This is a genomic window from Streptococcus mitis, assembly GCF_000722695.1.
GTDB lineage: Bacteria > Bacillota > Bacilli > Lactobacillales > Streptococcaceae > Streptococcus > Streptococcus mitis_O.
In genome coordinates, this window is sequence record NZ_JPFU01000012.1 from 114,321 (window position 1) to 134,403 (window position 20,083).

Here is a 20,083-nt window from a genome sequence, read left to right on the forward strand (position 1 = left end):
AAGACCTAATTTAAACAAGTTTAAAAAATATCGAAAAGAAGCTTGATATTAAGAATGGTTAAGACAATTGCAACTGCGTAACCTAGGATTGTGTTCCACTTGGCATTTGTAAATTCTCCCATTAGTGACTTCTTAGAGGTCAAATAGATTAAAGGAAAGATTGAAAACGGAAGAGCGATTGACAGAAAGACCTGTGAATAAACCAATAACTAATCCAAGGTTTTTTCTTGATGTCCAAACAAGACGGCGACTATAATCACAGGGAGCAAGGCAAAAATACGTGTACCGATACGGATAAGCCACTGAGGTAATCTTAGATGTAAGAAGCCTTCCATGACAATCTGTCCTGTCAAGGTGCCTGTAATGGTCGAATTTTGACCACTTGCTAAGAGAGCCAGAGCAAACAAAGTTGAGCTGGCTATTGCTCCTGCTATTGTCGAATCCTGTAAAGCATTGTACATTTGAGAGAATGCCGAAATTTCAGATGCATGACCAAAAAAGAGCGAAGCACCTAAAATGAGTAACAAGGAATTGACAATAAAGGCTAAGGACAACTGAAGATTAGAATCCCAGGTCATAAAGCACACTGCTTTTCGGACGTCCTTCTTATCTTTATGATTGATTTTTCTTGTTTGTGATAAGGATTAATGAAGATAGAGATTATGAGGCATGACTGTCGCTCCTACAATCCCTAAAGCCAAGGTCAATTGACTCTCATGTCCCGGAAGAGGACTTTCAAATAAAGTCGAAGTCGGTAAATAACCACTAAAGATTCCCTGAATACTTGGACTGGATAAAACTACCAGATAGGAAAAAATGCCTAATATGGTTAAGATAAGGGTCGTAACAATAGCTTCAATCTTCTTGAAGCCAAATTTCATCAACAAAAGTAAAAGAAATACATCTAAAACGGTTAGGAGGATAGCAACCATAATCGGTATTTTAAACAAAAGATTTAAGGCAATCGCTGAACCTAAAACTTCAGCCAGGTCTGTCGCCATTAAAGCTAATTCTAAAATCACCCACAGACTATAGCGAAGCCACTTGGGAGCATGATGAGCTGTTGCCTGCGCTAGATCCATCCTAGTCACTACCGAGCTTTCCAGCCATTTGTTGTAACTGCATGGCAATAATAGATGAAATCAAAATAACAAATAAGAGACTATATTTGTAAGAAGCACCACCAACCACACTGGTAATCCAGTTCCCAGGATCCATATAACCAACTGACACAAAAGCTCCAGGCCCCAAAAATACTTTTAGATTGTGCCAAAATGATTATTATTCGGAGTTTCAATAGATTGGTTGATCTCAGAAAGAGAGACCTTTTTGTAAGAAGACATCGGAATATTCACTTTCTAATCTTGTCTTTACCTATTTTATTAATGGAGTCTTTGAAAGAAATGTTGAAAATAGTTTCCTATTTCCAATTTAGTCTTATTGCATCACATTTTGGAATGATTCTTCAGGAAAGCATGATAGTTGAAACAAGCAACAGCAGTATTGCAAAAGCCAGCGTCAGAAAACACTGGCTTTAAAAATGTGAAAAAATTTTTCTCAACTAAATCGCTTCTGTGACAAAACTACGGCTTTCCAATACTTTGAGCATGGCGTTAGCTGTATCTAGGGCTGTGAAGAGAGGCACTCCGTGTTCAATAGCTGAACGGCGAATCTGCTCACCATCTTCGTCTGCAGTTCGTTTGGTTCCAACTGTATTAATGATAGCTTGAATTCTTCCTTTGCGAACAAAACTTGGAATATCCTTATCGTCATCACCAATCTTACCAACAGGTTGAGCTTGTAATCCATGACTGGCAAAGAAGCCTGCTGTCCCTTCTGTCGCGAGGATTCCATAGCCAATATTTTGGAAACGACGAGCCAAGTCCAAGGCTTCTTCTTTGGCATCATCAGCGATGGTAAATACAACGTTACCAAAAGTTGGTAAGTGTAAGTAAGAAGCTTCAAAGGCTTTATAGAGAGCTTTTTCCAAAGTCGTATCAGAACCCATAACTTCACCTGTTGACTTCATTTCAGGACCAAGCAAGCTGTCTACCTTAGCTAGTTTGGTAAAGGAGAAGACAGGTGCCTTGATATGAACGCGAGTACTTTCAGGGTAAAGTCCATCTTGGTAGCCCAGTTCTTCAAGTTTTTGACCAAGAATGAGCTTGGTTGCTACTTGAGCCATAGGGATATTGGTCACTTTAGAAAGAAATGGAACCGTACGGCTGGCACGTGGATTGACCTCAATAACGTAGACTTTTTCATTCTTGATAACAAACTGGATGTTCATCATTCCAAGACAGTTAAGGCCGATTGCTAGGCGTTTAGTATAGTCTGCGATGGTTTCCTGAACCTTTTGCGACAAGGTTTGTGGTGGGTAAACGGCCATTGAATCACCTGAGTGGACACCAGCTCGTTCGATATGCTCCATGATACCAGGAATAAGGACATTTTCCCCATCTGAAATGGCATCAACTTCACATTCTTGCCCAACGATGTAAGAGTCAACAAGAACTGGGTGGTCTGGACTAGCCTTAACAGCTGTACGCATGTAAGAACGAAGGTCTTCCTCGTTTTCTACGATTTCCATGGCGCGTCCACCCAAAACATAAGATGGGCGGACAAGAACTGGGAAGCCAATCTTGCGAGCTGCAAGAACTGCTTCTTCTTCATTGGTAGCCGTTTGTCCTGGTGGCTGTGGAATGTCCAAGTCTTTTAGAGCTTGCTCAAAGAGGTCACGGTCTTCGGCACGGTCTAGGTCAGCGACCTGTGTACCAAGGATGGTCACACCTGCTTTTGCCAATGGCTCCGCAAGGTTGATAGCTGTTTGACCACCAAACTGAACGATAACCCCTTTTGGTTGTTCCAAGTCAATGACATTCATAACATCTTCGAGTGTCAATGGCTCAAAGTAAAGCTTATCTGATACAGAGAAGTCTGTTGAAACGGTCTCTGGGTTTGAGTTCATGATAATAGCCTCATAACCAGCAGCTTGAATAGCCTTAACCGAGTGAACAGTTGCGTAGTCAAACTCGACCCCTTGACCGATACGGATTGGACCAGAACCTAGAACAAGTACAGATTCTTTATCAGACTTGATAGACTCATTTTCCCAACCATAAGTTGAATAGAAGTATGGTGTTTCAGAGTCAAACTCTGCCGCACAGGTATCGACCATCTTATAAACTGGAACAATCTTGTTTTCCAAGCGAAGTTGGCGAACTTGGTCTGCAGTCGTTTCCCAAAGTTCCGCAATCTTACGGTCTGAAAATCCATTTAGTTTAGCTGTTTTCAAAACGTCTATATCTTGTGGATGGGCACCTAATTCTTGCTCAATTTCAAAGATATGCAAGAGTTTATCCAGATAGAAGATATCAATCTTGGTCAATTCAGCAATCTCTTCAGGTGTATAACCACGACGAATAGCTTCTGATACATAGAAGAGACGATCGTCTTGGGCTTTCACAACCTTTTCAATCAAGGCATCATCAGAAACTGATGCAAGTTCAGGTATTTCATTGTGATGAACCCCAATTTCAAGGGAACGACAAGCCTTAAGGAGAGATTCCTCGATGTTACGACCGATTGCCATGACTTCTCCAGTCGCCTTCATCTGGGTACCAAGACGGCGTTCACCCTTTTCAAACTTGTCAAATGGGAAACGTGGAATCTTGGCAACCACATAGTCAAGGGCTGGTTCAAACATGGCATAGGTTGAACCTGTAACTGGGTTAATAACCTCATCCAAGGTCAAACCTACTGCAATCTTAGCAGCCAACTTAGCAATTGGGTAACCTGTCGCCTTAGAGGCAAGGGCTGACGAACGCGACACACGAGGGTTTACTTCGATGACATAATACTTGAAACTGTGTGGGTCAAGGGCTAGCTGAACATTACATCCACCTTCAATCTTGAGGGCGCGAATAATGCTCAAGCTCGCGTCACGTAGCATTTGGTTTTCATAGTCTGACATGGTTTGGGCAGGGGCAAATACAATGGAATCCCCTGTGTGAATCCCAACTGGGTCAAAGTTTTCCATGTTACAAACAACCAAAGCATTGTCAGCTGAGTCACGCATCACTTCGTATTCGATTTCCTTGAAACCAGCAATTGAACGCTCAATCAAACATTGGGTCACAGGTGACAATTTCAATCCATTTTCAGCGATTTCACGTAATTCTTCCTCATTGGCACACATACCACCACCAGTACCACCTAGGGTAAAGGCTGGACGAACGATGACTGGGTAGCCGATTTTCGCTGCAAATGCAACTGCTTCTTCTACTGTGTTAACAATTTCAGATTCTGGAATGGGTTGTTCCAATTCTTCCATCAATTGTTTAAAGAGGTCACGGTCCTCGGCTTGGTCAATAGCAGATAATTTAGTTCCCAGAAGTTCAACCCCAAGCTCATCGAGGATACCATTTTTAGACAATTCCATGGCCATATTAAGACCAGTTTGCCCACCGAGAGTAGGCAGCAAGGCATCTGGACGTTCCTTACGAAGAATACGTGTCACAAACTCAAGTGTAATTGGTTCAATATAAACCTTATCAGCAATTTCCTTGTCCGTCATGATGGTAGCAGGGTTTGAGTTAACCAAGACAACCTCATAACCTTCCTCTTTCAAAGACAAGCAGGCCTGGGTCCCAGCGTAGTCAAACTCAGCAGCCTGACCAATAATAATCGGACCAGAACCAATCACCATAATTTTTTGAATATCAGTACGTTTAGGCATTTATAAGATATTAAGGGCATAAAGCGGACAAAGCTAAAATAGGAGTTATGACGCAGAACTATCAGTTCTAGGAATAACTATCTTTTTAGCACAGTCCGTAGCCCGTATTCAGTTCAGCAAATACGGACCCCCCTTCTCCTTTCTATTCGTCGCCTCACAGAGCGACATTAAATAAATTCTCCGACGATTTTTTAGCGAAACGATACTTTTCGGTAAAAAATCTAGTGCAGGGAGTTTTTAGTTCGCCTGATAGCGACTAAAAGAAACGACCTGCCTTTCTATTTGGCAACTCTCGGGTTGCCATTAAATAAGATACAAAGGACAAATAGAAAACGATTGAATTTTAGGAAAACAAGGAAGGAATGACAATCCAAATTGGTTTCTCTAAATTCCGAGCTTTCCGTCCGTGTTCAGTTACATAAATTCTTCGACAAGCTTTTACTCGTTATTAATTTGATTGTTTAAATGCTTCCATCATCTCGATAAACTCGTCAAATAGGTAACTTGCGTCGTGTGGACCAGGGGCTGCGTCTGGGTGGTATTGAACAGAGAAAGCAGGTTGGTATCTGTGACGCACACCTTCAACTGACTTGTCATTGATTTCTTCGTGGGTAATGATCAAGTGCTCTGGTAAATCCTCACGGCTAACTGCATAACCATGGTTCTGGCTAGTAAAGTCTACACGTCCTGTAGCAATCTCACGTACCGCGTGGTTAAAGCCACGGTGACCAAACTTCATCTTGTAAGTCTTTGCCCCGTTTGCCATTGCAAAGAGTTGATGTCCCATACAAATACCAAAGATTGGAATTTTCCCTTGCACACCGCGAATCATGTCGAGTGCTTGTGGAACATCTTCTGGGTTACCTGGCCCATTTGACAACATAACTCCGTCAGGATTAAGATGAAGAATTTCTTCTGCAGTTGTCGTGTATGGAACCACGGTCACATTACAGTTGCGCTTAGAAAGTTCACGTAAGATTGAGTGCTTGAGGCCAAAGTCCACTAACACCACGCTCAAACCAACTCCTGGAGCTGGATAGGATGTTTTAGTAGAAACCTGCTTAATATTGTCTGTCGGCAATACTGTTGCTTGGAGCTGGTCCGTCACATGGTCCATGCTGTCCCCAACATGGGTCAAGGTTGCACGCATGGTACCATGCTTACGGATAATCTTGGTAAGTGCACGCGTATCAATCCCTGAAATACCAGGAATTTTCTTGGCTTTCAAAAATTCATCCAAGGTCATTTGATTACGCCAGTTACTTGCTCTACGCGCTTCTTCGAAAACAACAACTCCCTTACAAGTTGGAATAATGGATTCATAATCATCACGGTTAATTCCATAATTTCCGACCAAAGGATAAGTAAAGGTCAAGATTTGTCCATTATAAGACTGGTCTGTAATGGATTCTTGGTAGCCGGTCATGCCTGTATTAAAGACAATTTCACCAGTTACATCAATATCTGCTCCGAAGGCCTTGCCTTCGAAAATTGTTCCATCTTCTAATACTAGAAGTCTTTTTGTCATATTTTCACCTCTCGTGGACGCTCACTGGCGTCTTTTAACGTCTTGTGTTTTAGTTGGCGTTTCTACTCGCCAATACGGATTCTAAGATTGCCATTCGAACAAAGACACCATTGGTCATTTGTTGGACAATCCGTGATTTTGGTGCTTCAACCAAGTGATCTGCGATTTCTACATCACGATTGACTGGAGCTGGGTGCATAAGGATTGCTGTTTCTTTCAAACGATCGTAACGTTCTTGAGTCAAGCCATGTTGGGCATGGTAGTCTTCTTTTGAAAAGATAGCTCCACTATCATGACGTTCATGTTGCACACGGAGAAACATCATGACATCCACCTGATCAATGATTTCATCAATGGTTACAAACTGTCCATAGTCTGCAAACTCTTGACTTCTCCATTCCTCAGGTCCAGCAAAGTAAAGTTCAGCTCCCAAGCGTTTCAAAATCTGCATATTAGATTTGGCAACGCGTGAGTGGTCCAAGTCACCTGCAATCGCAACCTTGAGCCCCTCAAAGTGACCAAATTCCTCATAAATGGTCATCAAATCAAGCAAGCTCTGGCTAGGATGTTGTCCCGAACCATCTCCACCATTGATGATGGAAGTCGTAATCGTCGGACTAGCAATCAACTCTCTGTAGTAGTCGACCTCTGGGTGGCGAATCACACAGACATCCACTCCTAAAGCAGACAGAGTCAAAATGGTATCATAAAGTGTCTCACCCTTATTGACTGAACTAGTCTTCACATCAAAGTCAAGTCGCTCCAGCCCCAGTTTAATCTCTGCCACTTCAAAGGACTTATGCGTCCGTGTAGAATCCTCAAAGAAAAGATTGGAAACAATCGGATGATTTTCATAAGGAAGCTGAGCTCCGTTTTTAAACTCAATTCCTCGCTTGATCAATTTCATCACTTGATCGACAGTGAGGTATTCCATGGACACCACATGGTTCAATGCTTGTTGATTTTCTGACATGGCTACTCCTTTAGCTTTCTAAGCTTCTTCAGTAATCAGAACTCTATCTTGGCCATCAAGTTCTACCATCTCTACGATGATTTCTTCAGAACGACTGGTTGGGATATTTTTCCCAACATAATCTGGACGGATAGGCAATTCTCTATGTCCACGATCGACTAGAACTGCTAAACTCACGCGCGCAGGACGACCATGACCTACAATATTATCAATAGCAGCGCGGATGGTACGACCTGTATAAAGCACATCATCCACCAAGATAACTTCACGGCCTGTCACATCAACAGAAACCAAAGAAGTATCTTCTCCACTTTTAATATCATCACGGAAAGGTTTCGTATCCAATTCCACAACAGGAACTGAAAGGTTTTCTAGTTGCTCCAAACGTTCTTGGATACGGTGGGCGATAAAGACACCGCGAGTTTTAATACCAGCCAAGACGATTTTATTCAAATCTTTGTTGCGTTCGATAATCTCATAAGTAATACGCGTAATCGCTCGTTTGACGGTCAATTCGTCTACAACTTCTTTTGTCTTCATGACAAACCTCCAAAAAGAAAAGTCTCCTTAAACAAGGAGACTTGAAATGTATAGCTAAGCGAGCCCTACTGCAGATAGTATAGACTTCGCCCTTCTACTTTATCGCGCTCCTTGCCTGCCTCACGGGACAGGTTTAAAGGAATATTTAGTTATCAAATACTATAGCACAAAGAGGGCCTAAAATCAAGCAAAAACTTTTGAGCCCCCATCTTATAAATTGCTAAAATCATATAACTGTGGGTACTGATCACACTCTGGATTTTTAGGGTGACAGATAGCTCTTCCAAAATAAATCATGGCCTGATGGGCAGCTAACCACTGCTCAGGTGGCAAGATATCCATGACACGCTTTTCCACCTCAAGTGGCGTTGCTGATTTTTTGACAATATCGTGGTGTTTACAAATACGCTCCACATGAGTATCAACTGCAAAGGCTGGAATCCCAAATCCTACACTCATGACAACATTAGCTGTCTTGCGACCAACTCCTGCCAGACTCTCCAATTCCTCACGTGTCTGAGGAACTTGACCATCAAAATCATCTAGTAACTGTTGGGCACATTTTTTAAGGAATTTAGCCTTATTCCGATACAGTCCCAGACGAGAAATATGTGAAGCAATCTCACTCTCAGTTGCTACGGACATAGCTTGTGGCGTTGGAAAGGCAGCAAAGAGACCTGGTGTGGCCTTATTGACTGCTGCATCCGTCGTCTGAGCTGATAACATGACCGCAACCAGTAGTTCAAAATGATTGGTAAAATCAAGACTAGGCTTGGCATCTGGGAAGAGGGCAATGATTTCTTCTAGCACCTTTCGTGCGCGTTTTTTTGACAAGACCATTATTCGTCTCCATCAAATAGTCCTTGTAAGCCAGCAAAAGGACTGTTTTCTTCTTTCTTAACTGCTTGTTGGGCTTGATATTCTTCCTCTGTCATGATTTGCCAGTCATTTCCTGACACAAATCCTTGACCAGCTTCTTCTTCAGCCGTCAAGACCTTGATAGGGATATTGAGTAAGATATTATCTGATACACTCTCAGCAAGGTCAAGTTCTCCATTTTCGATAGGCAAGACCAAATCATCATCGAGAACCTCTTGATCTAGCTGGTTGGTTGCGCCTTCCATGAAAACTTCTGTGACTGGATAAGATTCAACTAACTCAACTGGCTCCATACTACGACTTGAAGCAAGGATAATGGTGTAAGACAACTGGTAATCTAAGAAATACATACGGTCTTCATACTGTACTTTCCCAACTGCAAGAATATCTTTCACATCTAAAATTTCTTGATTGCGTGCACGCAGGTCTGCAACTAGATCTAAACTTTGTTCAAAATGCAAGCCCTCAGACTGCTTGCGAATCTCTTGAATATTTAATTTCATACTTCCTCCATAAAGATTTACTCTCTTGATTATACCATGAAAAAGCTACAAATCAGCCCACCAAACTTTGTAATTAAAATTCGATTTTTTAACATGTTTACTATGATATTTTTGTTTTTTAGTACTATACTATAGGCAAGAATACATCAGAGCAAGGAGGATGCTCATATGGAAGACAAAGAACTCATTACTAATGCTTACCACGCGGATTTTAGAGCTTAGAATTGTCAGTTTTCTGTTGACAAAATATCCTGAAAGGTATAGGATAGAAGTACTAATACTCGGAGGTAAGGGAGACATGAACAACTAAGTCTATCAAATAAAGAACCTTTATTTAGTAGATCTTGTTTTTGTCTCTTTTTGTGTGCTCTTTTATGCTCTTTTTCTGGCATTTTAATAGAGTTTTTTTTGACATAGACTTTGGGCTCTACTAGGTAAAGTAGAGCTTTTTGTTATGCACTATTGACATTATAGAAAGGGCAACAATATGATAAAAATCAATCACCTGACCATCACACAAAACAAAGATTTACGGGATCTTGTATCCGACTTAAGCATGACCATCCAAGACGGGGAAAAGGTAGCTATTATTGGTGAAGAAGGAAATGGCAAATCAACCTTACTTAAAACTTTAATGGGGGAATATTTATCTGATTTCACTATCAAGGGAGACATCCAGTCTGACTATCAGTCACTGGCTTACATTCCTCAAAAACTCCCCGAAGAGTTGAAAAAGAAAAGTCTACAGGACTACTTCTTTTTAGATTCTATTGATTTAGACTACAGTATCCTCTATCGTTTGGCTGAGGAATTGCAGTTTGATAGCGATGGTTTCGCTAGCGACCAAGAGATTGGTAGTTTATCAGGGGGCGAAGCTTTGAAAATTCAGCTCATCCATGAGTTAGCCAAACCCTTTGAGATTCTATTTTTAGATGAACCTTCAAATGACCTGGACCTTGAGACGGTTGATTGGCTAAAAGGTCAGATTCGCAAGATTAGGCAAACTGTTATTTTCATTTCACATGATGAGGACTTTCTTTCTCAAACGGCAGACACTATTGTCCACTTGCGACTGGTCAAGCACCGTAAAGAAGCTGAAACGCTAGTCGAGCATTTAGACTATGATCGATACAGTGAGCAGAGAAAGGTTAATTTTGTCAGACAAAGCCAGCAAGCTGCTAACGACCAGAGAGCCTATGACAAAACCATGGAAAAGCATCGCCGAGTCAAGCAAAATGTAGAAACCGCTCTTCGAGCTACCAAAGACAGTACTGCCGGTCGCCTATTGGCTAAAAAGATGAAAACTGTACTCTCTCAAGAAAAACGCTACGAAAAGGTAGCTCAGTCCATGACCCAAAAGCCACTTGAAGAGGAAGAAATCAGACTTTTCTTCTCAGACATCCAACCATTACCGACTTCTAAAATCTTAATCCAGCTGGAAAAAGAAAGTTTGTCCATTGACGACCGTGTTTTGTCTCAGGAACTGCAACTAACTGTCCGTGGCCAAGAAAAAATCGGTATTATCGGGCCGAATGGTGTTGGAAAATCAACTCTGTTAGCCAAGTTACAGCAACTATTAAGTACCAAAAGAGAGATTGCTCTTGGTTTTATGCCACAAGATTACCACCAAAAACTACAATTGGATTTATCACCAATAGCCTATCTCAGCAAAACTGGAGAAAAAGAGGAACTACAGAAAATCCAATCTCACTTAGCCAGTCTCAATTTCAGTTATCCAGAAATGCAGCATCAAATTCGCTCCTTATCTGGCGGACAACAAGGTAAACTCCTGCTTTTGGATTTAGTCTTGCGCAAACCAAACTTTCTCCTGCTAGATGAACCCACACGAAACTTTTCTCCCACTTCTCAACCCCAAATCAGAAAACTCTTTGCTACGTATCCAGGCGGTCTCATCACTGTTTCGCATGACCGTCGTTTCTTAAAAGAGGTCTGTTCAATCATCTATCGCTTAACAGAACATGGTCTGGAGATAGTTAATTTTCAAGATTTATAAATTTGCAACATAGCAGATAGGTGGGGCAAAAACACAATTTCAGGAGAAAAGGAAGCAAATCTCCCCATAATAAAACGCATAATATCAAGTTTTTTCTGTACTGACCCCCAAAAGTTAGATTTTTTCTGTCTAACTTTTGGGGTGCAGTTCATTTCACCTGATATTATGCGTTTTTAAGATTTTAAAGACTTTTTCCCAGCCTACATTTTACATATGTTTCAAACGTTCAATCCGTTCTGAAATAGGTGGGTGGGTATAAAAGAGTTTTTGGAACCCTCCACCTTTCTTGGGATCATTGATATAAAGTGCGCTACTAGCATCATCGACATGGTGATGCATCGGCTCGCTATTGTCCAGCTTACGTAGGGCATTAATCATCCCTTGAGGATTGCGCGTCAACTCGACACTGGAAGCATCAGCTAGGAATTCCCTCTGACGAGAAATAGCTAGTTGCACCAAGGTTGCAGCAAGAGGGGCCAGCACGATAGCTAGTAGGGAAACCACTAGCATAATAATTTCTAAGCCATTTCCTTCTCGGTCATCGTCACTTCGTCTGCGACCTGCGTCACCCCACCACATCATACGACCTGCCATACTAGAAAGCAGGGTAATGGCACTAGCAAGGGCGACAGCAATAGTTGAAATGCGGATATCGTAGTTACGAATATGACTGACTTCATGTCCCATAACAGCTTCTAGTTCTTCACGATTCATGATAGCAAGGAGACCTGACGTCGCAGCAACCGCTGCGTTTTGAGGGTTAGAACCTGTCGCAAAGGCATTTAAGGCTGGATCATCAATGATGAAAACACGGGGCATAGGAATCTGAGCGACCATAGCCATATCTTCCACTACATGGTAGAGGTCTGGTGCCGTTTGTTCATCAACTTCACGAGCGCCATTCATAGACATGACAATCTCTGTTGATTGAAAAATCATGGACAAGGCATAGATAAAGCCGATAATCAGTGCAATAACCAAACCGCCGAGCCCAGACCTCATAAAGAGGTAACCAACCGCATAGCCAACAAGAGCTAAGAGTAGGAAAAATACCAGCAACAAAATCCAGGTTCTTCGTTTATTGCTTGCAATTTGATCAAACAACATCTTAGTCACCTAAACCGCTAAAATCAACTTTAGGAACTGCCTTTTCCTCTTCAGGTGTTTGAAGGAAATCTGCTGCTTTAAAGCCAAACATTCCAGCGATAATATTGCTTGGGAAAGTTTCTAATTTTACATTGTAGTTGCTGACAACACTGTTGTAGAGTTGTCGAGAGTAAGAAATTTTATTTTCTGTATTAGTCAACTCCTCTTGCAATTTAACAAAGTTAGCACTGGCTTTCAAATCTGGATAGCTTTCTGCAACTGCAAAAATACCTGAAACCTGACGAGTGAGGGCATCACTAGCTTTCATAGCTTCTACTGGTGAAGTCGCTGCCGCCACTTGGTTACGAAGTTCTGCCACCTTTTCAAGGGTAGAACCTTCATATTTAGCATAACCTTTTACAGTTTCGATCAAGTTTGGCAAGAGATCGTTTCGACGTTTCAACTGAACATCAATCTGACTCCAAGCCTCCTTTGTTTGCATACGATTCTTAACCAAACCGTTATAGCTAACAATCACAAAAATAACAACAAGAGCGATAACTCCAAGAATAATCCAAGTCATTATATAAGTCCTTTCTACTTTTAGATTAGTACCAGTATATCAAATTTTTAATGATTGTGGTAAAATAAGATGATACTAAAGAAGGAAATAACTATGAAACCAGAAACATTTTACAACTTGCTTGCCGAGCAAAATCTTCCACTTTCGGACCAGCAAAAAAAACAATTTGAACGCTATTTTGAGCTCCTGGTCAAGTGGAATGAAAAGATTAATTTAACAGCCATTACGGACAAGGAAGAAGTTTATCTCAAACATTTTTACGATTCGATTGCACCTATTCTGCAAGGTTTGATTCCCAATGAAACTATCAAACTTCTTGATATCGGGGCTGGGGCAGGATTTCCTAGTCTACCAATGAAAATCCTCTATCCTCAGTTAGATGTAACTATCATTGATTCTCTCAACAAGCGCATCAACTTCCTCCAACTTTTGGCTCAAGAACTGGATTTGGATGGTGTTCATTTCTACCATGGACGTGCAGAAGACTTGGCCCAAGACAAGAACTTCCGTGCTCAATATGATTTTGTAACAGCTCGTGCGGTTGCCCGTATGCAGGTCTTGTCTGAATTGACTATTCCCTACCTTAAAGTTGGCGGAAAACTATTGGCACTCAAGGCTAGCAATGCGCCTGAGGAATTATTAGAAGCTAAGAATGCTCTCAACCTCCTTTTTAGTAAGGTCGGAGACAATCTCAGCTACGCCCTACCGAATGGAGATCCGCGTTATATCACAGTGGTGGAAAAGAAAAAAGAAACACCAAATAAATATCCAAGAAAGGCTGGTATGCCCAACAAACGCCCGCTTTAAATTTTTTAGTAAAAAATATTTACAAAATCAGCCTCGCTCTTTTATTTCTAGGCTCGGGAAAAAATGATTTACAAAATCAGCCTCGCTCCTTTATTTCCATGCTCGGGAAAAAATGATTTACAAAATCATTTTTTTCTGCTATACTATCACAAGCAAAGGTTTTTAATGTCATCCCGTGAGGTGACGAAGACGAAGAAATACTTGAAACTCTTTAAAGTCTAGATTTTAGAGAAGTCTTACTCTGAGGGCCTATTGCTGTAAAATAATGGGCTCTTTTTTGATGCCCAAAAGTGAGGTTTATATGAAACAAGAATCAACTGTTGATTTGTTACTAGACGTTGACCAACGTCCTTCGGCTGGAAAAGGAATTCTCCTTAGTTTCCAACACGTTTTCGCCATGTTCGGTGCGACCATCTTGGTACCATTGATTTTGGGAATGCCTGTATCTGTTGCCCTTTTTGCTTCAGGTGTTGGAACACTCATCTACATGATCGCAACTGGTTTTAGAGTTCCAGTTTATCTAGGATCATCATTCGCCTTTATCACAGCAATGTCACTAGCTATGAAGGAATTAGGAGGGGATGTATCAGCTGCACAAACAGGGGTTATCCTTACAGGTTTTATCTATGTCCTTGTCGCTGCTGGTGTTCGTTTTGCGGGTACAAAATGGATTGATAAACTCTTGCCACCAATCATCATCGGACCTATGATCATCGTTATCGGTCTTGGACTTGCAGGTTCAGCTGTTACCAACGCTGGTCTTGTAGCTGATGGAAACTGGAAAAATGCTCTTGTAGCAGTTGTTACTTTCTTGATTGCTGCCTTTATCAATACTAAAGGAAAGGGCTTCCTACGAATCATTCCTTTCCTATTTGCCATTATCGGTGGTTACCTCTTCGCTCTAGCTCTTGGGCTAGTTGACTTTACACCAGTTCTTAAAGCTGACTGGTTTGAAATTCCTAGTTTCTACTTGCCATTTAGTACTGGTGGTGCCTTTAAAGAGTACAGTCTTTACTTTGGTCCAGAAACCATCGCTATCTTGCCAATCGCTATCGTAACAATTTCTGAACATATCGGAGACCATACTGTTTTGGGTCAAATCTGTGGTCGTCAATTCTTGAAAGAACCAGGCCTTCACCGTACTCTTCTTGGTGACGGTATCGCAACTTCTGTTTCTGCCTTCCTTGGTGGACCAGCCAATACAACTTATGGAGAAAATACAGGGGTTATCGGTATGACTCGTATCGCTTCTGTCTCAGTTATCCGTAACGCTGCCTTCATCGCGATTGCCCTTAGCTTCCTTGGTAAATTCACTGCCTTGATTTCAACCATTCCAAATGCTGTTCTTGGTGGTATGTCAATCCTTCTCTATGGAGTTATCGCCAGCAACGGTTTGAAAGTCTTGATTAAAGAACGTGTTGATTTTGCTCAAATGCGTAACCTAATCATCGCAAGTGCTATGTTGGTTCTTGGACTTGGAGGAGCTATCCTTAAACTTGGTCCAGTTACCCTTTCAGGAACTGCCCTATCAGCCATGACAGGAATCATCTTGAACTTGATCTTGCCATACGAAAATAAAGACTAAGAGTCTAAACGTACCTAATCCACTTAGACAACTGAGTGGATTTTTCGTATACCGCAATAAAAATGTTTTGACAAATTTGTTAAAATCAAAAACGCATAATATCAGGTGTTCATAAACCTTGACACTATGCGTTTGTTTATAATATTTGCTTTATTTAACTCAATCTCTTGTCTTACTTACGTTTCTTCTTCGCTTTCTTCATTTTATTCGCCATGCGTTTCATAGACTGTTTCATGGCAAATTCACCGATTTTACCTTTGAGTCCTCCACCAAACATCTGGCTCATATCTGGCATTCCTGCTCCTCCAAGAGCTGACAAGTCAGGCATACCACCTTGTCCCATCATGCCTTCAAGGGCAGACATATCCATTCCTCCCATATTTGGCATATTTTTAGGAAGGTTATTTGGATTGATACCCATTTGCTTCATCATCTTGTTCATATCGCCAGACATAACACCCTGCATGAGCTGTTTAGCTTGGTTAAAGTCTTTGATGAATTTATTGACTTCGACAAAGGTATTTCCAGAACCTGCAGCAATACGACGGCGACGGCTTGGATTTAACAAATCTGGATTTTCACGCTCTTCAGGTGTCATGGAAGACACAATAGCACGTTTGCGCGCAATCTGACGCTCATCCACCTTCATGTTTTGAAGTGCTGGATTGTTGGCCATACCTGGAATCATCTTGAGCAAGTCTTCCATTGGCCCCATGTTTTGCACCTGATCCAACTGATCAATGAAATCATTGAAATCAAAGGTGTTCTCACGCATCTTCTCAGCCATTTCAAGGGCTTTTTGCTCATCGTATTCTTGAGAAGCTTTCTCAATCAAAGTGAGCATATCCCCCATGCCAAGGATACGACTAGACATACGGTCTGGGTGGAAGGTTTCGATATCTGTAATCTTTTCACCTGTACCAGTGAACTTGATTGGTTTTCCAGTAATGTGACGAACCGATAGAGCCGCACCACCACGAGTATCCCCATCAATCTTAGTAAGGATCACCCCAGTCACTTCCAACTGAGCATTAAACTCACGCGCAACATTGGCTGCTTCTTGACCAATCATAGCATCAACGACGAGCAGAATTTCGTTTGGTTGAGCCAGTGCTTTCACGTCACGAAGCTCATTCATCAGAAGCTCATCAATCTGCAAACGACCTGCCGTATCAATCAAGACATAGTCGTTGTGATTGGCTTGGGCTTGTTCCAGACCTTGACGTACAATCTCAACAGCTGGAACCTCTGTCCCTAGAGCAAAAACTGGTACATCAATCTGTTGCCCCAAAGTCTTAAGCTGGTCAATGGCAGCTGGACGATAGATATCCGCCGCAATCATCAAAGGGCGGGCATTTTCTTCCTTCTTGAGTTTGTTGGCCAGCTTACCAGCAAAGGTTGTTTTACCAGCCCCCTGCAAACCAACCATCATGATGATTGTAGGAATCTTAGGTGACTTGATAATCTCCGCTGTGTCAGAACCTAAAACAGCTGTCAGTTCCTCATCAACGATTTTAATAATCTGTTGCGCAGGATTAAGGGTATCAATGACCTCATGCCCGACTGCACGCTCACGAACTTTCTTGATAAAATCCTTCACAACAGGCAAGGCAACGTCGGCCTCAAGCAAGGCCAAGCGAATTTCTTTGGTTGCCTCTTGGACATCAGCTTCAGAGATTTTTCCTTTTTACGTAGATTTTTAAAGACGTTCTGCAAACGTTCTGTTAAACTTTCAAATGCCATTTTTCTTCCTCTTATTCTCTATTATCAATGCTTGTTAAAATTTCTATCTGCTCCTGCAGAAAGTCATCCTTGGGATAGCGCTCCAAAATCTGGTCAAAAATCTGACTGCGGACAATGTAGTCCGAGTACATGTGCAATTTCATCTCATAATCTTCCAGAATCTTTTCTGTTCGCTTGATATTGTCATAGACAGCCTGACGACTGACACCAAACTCCTCGGCAATTTCAGCAAGGCTGTAATCATCAGCGTAGTAGAGTTCTATATAATTCATTTGCTTATCTGTCAAAAGCGCTGCATAAAATTCAAAGAGCGCATTCATACGATTGGTTTTTTCGATTTCCATAACTTTTATTATACCAAAAATTAGCCTAATCTACCACACTAGAAAGCCAATCCGAGAAGATAGCAAGCTAAACTTGAAAAAGACAAGAGACTAGCCCCAAGTAATTTCCAATTGATAGCTGGCAAAGGGATGTCCCTCTTGGTTTTGTAGTTGATAGTCTAAATAAATCTTTTGTCCATCCACTTGATAACGATTCGTTTGGATAATAAACTCCTGCATGCCCATGGGGGTGGGAATATAGGCCAAACTATCACTATCCTTTAGGAAGCGCATAATGGTCTTGGGATTGGAAAATCGGCTCATCACCAGTTCTTGACCATGAAATTTAATCACTACTTTTTCTTTTTCCTCATTATAGAAAAGCAAATAGCGATAATCTCCCTTTTCATGCACTTCTACATCATAAAGCTGGTCAATCACTTCCAACTGCTCATCAAACTGAATCGTATTTCGCATCCGAATCTTCACATCAGGTCCTCTTTCTTCTCTCTTGTCCTACTATTTTACCAAAAACTCTAGCTTTTTGCTATAATGGTCATATGAACGAAAAAGTATTCCGTGACCCAGTTCACAACTACATCCATGTCAATAATCAGATCATCTATGACTTGATTAATACAAAAGAATTTCAACGTTTGCGCCGTATCAAGCAACTAGGAACTTCCAGTTATACCTTCCACGGTGGAGAACACAGCCGCTTCTCCCACTGTCTAGGAGTCTATGAAATTGCACGACGTATCACGGAGATTTTTGAAGAAAAATATCCTGAAGAATGGAATCCTGCTGAATCGCTCCTCACCATGACTGCTGCGCTCCTACATGACCTTGGACATGGTGCTTACTCCCATACTTTTGAAAATCTCTTTGATACAGACCACGAAGCCATTACTCAGGAGATTATCCAAAATCCTGAGACGGAGATTCACCAAGTCCTGCTACAAGTGGCACCAGATTTTCCAGAAAAGGTAGCCAGTGTCATTGACCATACCTATCCTAACAAGCAGGTCGTGCAACTCATTTCTAGTCAGATTGATGCAGACCGCATGGACTATCTCTTGCGCGACTCCTATTTTACTGGAGCTTCCTATGGAGAATTTGACCTAACTCGCATCCTCCGAGTCATTCGTCCTGTCGAAAACGGTATTGCCTTTCAGCACAATGGCATGCATGCCATCGAAGACTACGTCCTCAGTCGTTACCAGATGTATATGCAGGTTTATTTCCACCCAGCAACACGCGCTATGGAAGTTCTCCTACAAAATCTTCTTAAACGCGCTAAGGAACTATATCCTGCGGACAAGGACTTCTTTGCACGAACTTCCCCACATCTCCTGCCTTTCTTTGAAAAAAATGTGACCTTGTCTGATTATCTGGCTCTAGATGATGGTGTGATGAATACCTACTTCCAGCTCTGGATGACCAGTCCTGACAAGATTCTTGCAGACTTGTCGCAACGCTTTGTCAACCGCAAGGTCTTTAAATCCATTACCTTTTCACAAGAAGATCAAGAACAACTCGCTAGCATGAGAAATTTGGTTGAGGACATTGGCTTTGATCCCGACTACTATACTGCCATTCATAAGAACTTCGACCTCCCTTATGATATCTATCGTCCCGAATCTGAAAATCCACGGACACAGATTGAGATTTTACAAAAAAATGGAGAACTAGCCGAACTCTCTAGCCTGTCTCCTATCGTCCAATCCCTTGCTGGCAGTCGCCACGGCGATAATCGTTTCTATTTCCCAAAAGAAATGTTGGATCAAAACAGCATCTTCGCAAGTATCACCCAGCAATTTTTACACTTGATTGAGAACGATCATTTTACGCCAAATCAAAACTAGAAGAGGAAATTTATGAGTATTAAACTAATCGCCGTCGATATTGACGGAACCCTAGTCAATAGCCAAAAGGAGATCACTCCTGAGGTCTTTTCTGCCATCCAAGATGCCAAAGAAGCTGGTGTCAAAGTCGTGATTGCAACTGGTCGCCCTATCGCAGGTGTTGCCAAACTTCTAGACGACTTGCAGTTGAGAGACGAGGGTGACTATGTGGTAACCTTCAACGGGGCCCTGGTCCAAGAAACTGCTACAGGACATGAGATTATCAGCGAATCCTTGACCTATGAGGATTATCTGGATATGGAATTCCTCAGTCGTAAACTCGGTGTCCACATGCATGCCATTACCAAAGACGGTATCTACACTGCCAATCGCAATATCGGAAAATATACAGTGCACGAATCAACCCTCGTCAGCATGCCCATCTTCTACCGCACACCTGAAGAAATGGCTAACAAGGAAATCGTCAAATGTATGTTCATCGATGAACCAGAAATTCTCGATGCTGCCATTGAAAAAATTCCAGCCGAATTTTACGAACGCTACTCCATCAACAAATCCGCTCCTTTCTACCTCGAACTCCTTAAAAAGAATGTAGAAAAGGGCTCAGCCATCACTCACTTAGCTGAAAAACTAGGATTGACCAAAGATGAAACCATGGCGATTGGTGACGAAGAAAATGACCGCGCCATGCTGGAAGTCGTTGGTAACCCAGTTGTCATGGAAAACGGAAATCCAGAAATCAAAAAAATCGCCAAATACATCACTAAATCTAATGATGAATCTGGCGTTGCCCATGCCATCCGTACATGGGTACTGTAAAATAATTTGAGTGTAGAAAAAGCACTCCAGAAGTTAGAGATAAGGTACTGCCCCCAAAAGTTAGACAGAAAAATCTTACTTTTGGGGTGCAGTTTAA

15 protein-coding genes and 2 pseudogenes are annotated in these 20,083 nt (G+C 41.7%); 5 read left to right on the top strand and 12 right to left on the bottom strand.

The window, feature by feature from the left end:
* Positions 1–20: 20 nt before the first annotated feature.
* From SK629_RS04530 to SK629_RS04560, 7 genes and pseudogenes are all read right to left on the bottom strand, one after another.
* Positions 21–1,343: pseudogene (locus SK629_RS04530) on the bottom strand (Nramp family divalent metal transporter).
* A gap of 218 nt (positions 1,344–1,561) precedes the next feature.
* On the bottom strand, positions 1,562–4,738 hold the full coding sequence (gene carB, locus SK629_RS04535; protein ID WP_042900784.1) for a carbamoyl-phosphate synthase large subunit: 3,177 nt from the start codon (positions 4,736–4,738) through the stop codon (positions 1,562–1,564).
* A 448-nt stretch (positions 4,739–5,186) separates the two neighbouring features.
* Positions 5,187–6,266, bottom strand: a complete 1,080-nt coding sequence (locus tag SK629_RS04540) for a carbamoyl phosphate synthase small subunit (RefSeq protein WP_000166837.1) — start codon at positions 6,264–6,266, stop codon at positions 5,187–5,189.
* Positions 6,267–6,315: 49 nt separating this feature from the next.
* Positions 6,316–7,239: an aspartate carbamoyltransferase catalytic subunit gene (locus SK629_RS04545; RefSeq protein WP_042900785.1), complete on the bottom strand. Its 924-nt coding sequence runs from the start codon at positions 7,237–7,239 to the stop codon at positions 6,316–6,318.
* A gap of 18 nt (positions 7,240–7,257) precedes the next feature.
* The gene (gene pyrR, locus SK629_RS04550; protein ID WP_042900786.1) at positions 7,258–7,779 is read right to left on the bottom strand and encodes a bifunctional pyr operon transcriptional regulator/uracil phosphoribosyltransferase PyrR; all 522 of its coding nucleotides are present in this window, start codon (positions 7,777–7,779) and stop codon (positions 7,258–7,260) included.
* A gap of 210 nt (positions 7,780–7,989) precedes the next feature.
* Positions 7,990–8,619, bottom strand: a complete 630-nt coding sequence (gene nth / locus SK629_RS04555; protein ID WP_000244443.1) for an endonuclease III — start codon at positions 8,617–8,619, stop codon at positions 7,990–7,992.
* Positions 8,619–9,161: a YceD family protein gene (locus tag SK629_RS04560; protein WP_042900787.1), complete on the bottom strand. Its 543-nt coding sequence runs from the start codon at positions 9,159–9,161 to the stop codon at positions 8,619–8,621. The genes nth and SK629_RS04560 overlap by 1 nt, the downstream gene beginning before the upstream one ends.
* Positions 9,162–9,648: 487 nt before the next feature.
* Here SK629_RS04560 and SK629_RS04565 point away from each other — a divergent pair, with 487 nt between their 5' ends.
* Positions 9,649–11,175: an ATP-binding cassette domain-containing protein gene (locus tag SK629_RS04565; protein ID WP_042900788.1), complete on the top strand. Its 1,527-nt coding sequence runs from the start codon at positions 9,649–9,651 to the stop codon at positions 11,173–11,175.
* Between the two features lie 207 nt (positions 11,176–11,382).
* Here the strand turns inward: SK629_RS04565 and htpX are convergent, their stop codons facing one another.
* Both htpX and SK629_RS04575 read right to left on the bottom strand, forming a co-directional pair.
* Positions 11,383–12,282 (bottom strand): zinc metalloprotease HtpX, encoded by a 900-nt coding sequence (htpX, locus tag SK629_RS04570; protein WP_042900789.1) that lies wholly within the window; start codon positions 12,280–12,282, stop codon positions 11,383–11,385.
* Between the two features lies 1 nt (position 12,283).
* Positions 12,284–12,844, bottom strand: coding sequence for a LemA family protein (locus SK629_RS04575; RefSeq protein WP_042900790.1), 561 nt, complete (start codon positions 12,842–12,844; stop codon positions 12,284–12,286).
* A 93-nt stretch (positions 12,845–12,937) separates the two neighbouring features.
* On the opposite strand from SK629_RS04575, the gene rsmG reads away from it, so the two are divergent.
* Both rsmG and SK629_RS04585 read left to right on the top strand, forming a co-directional pair.
* The gene (gene rsmG / locus SK629_RS04580) at positions 12,938–13,651 is read left to right on the top strand and encodes a 16S rRNA (guanine(527)-N(7))-methyltransferase RsmG (protein WP_042900791.1); all 714 of its coding nucleotides are present in this window, start codon (positions 12,938–12,940) and stop codon (positions 13,649–13,651) included.
* Between the two features lie 301 nt (positions 13,652–13,952).
* Positions 13,953–15,236, top strand: a complete 1,284-nt coding sequence (locus SK629_RS04585) for a uracil-xanthine permease family protein (RefSeq protein WP_042900792.1) — start codon at positions 13,953–13,955, stop codon at positions 15,234–15,236.
* Between the two features lie 172 nt (positions 15,237–15,408).
* Here SK629_RS04585 and ffh read toward each other — a convergent pair.
* From ffh to SK629_RS04600, 3 genes and pseudogenes are all read right to left on the bottom strand, one after another.
* Positions 15,409–16,979 (bottom strand): annotated as a pseudogene (ffh, locus tag SK629_RS04590) (signal recognition particle protein).
* 11 nt (positions 16,980–16,990) lie between these two features.
* A complete protein-coding gene (locus tag SK629_RS04595) occupies positions 16,991–17,323 on the bottom strand; it encodes a putative DNA-binding protein (protein WP_000402066.1) in 333 nt (110 codons plus the stop codon).
* Positions 17,324–17,413: 90 nt separating this feature from the next.
* Positions 17,414–17,791 (bottom strand): DUF1934 domain-containing protein, encoded by a 378-nt coding sequence (locus tag SK629_RS04600; protein WP_080710208.1) that lies wholly within the window; start codon positions 17,789–17,791, stop codon positions 17,414–17,416.
* Positions 17,792–17,862: 71 nt separating this feature from the next.
* Here SK629_RS04600 and SK629_RS04605 point away from each other — a divergent pair, with 71 nt between their 5' ends.
* Both SK629_RS04605 and yidA read left to right on the top strand, forming a co-directional pair.
* The gene (locus SK629_RS04605; protein WP_042900796.1) at positions 17,863–19,167 is read left to right on the top strand and encodes an HD domain-containing protein; all 1,305 of its coding nucleotides are present in this window, start codon (positions 17,863–17,865) and stop codon (positions 19,165–19,167) included.
* A gap of 12 nt (positions 19,168–19,179) precedes the next feature.
* A complete protein-coding gene (gene yidA / locus SK629_RS04610; protein ID WP_042900797.1) occupies positions 19,180–19,986 on the top strand; it encodes a sugar-phosphatase in 807 nt (268 codons plus the stop codon).
* The last annotated feature ends 97 nt before the right edge of the window (positions 19,987–20,083 follow it).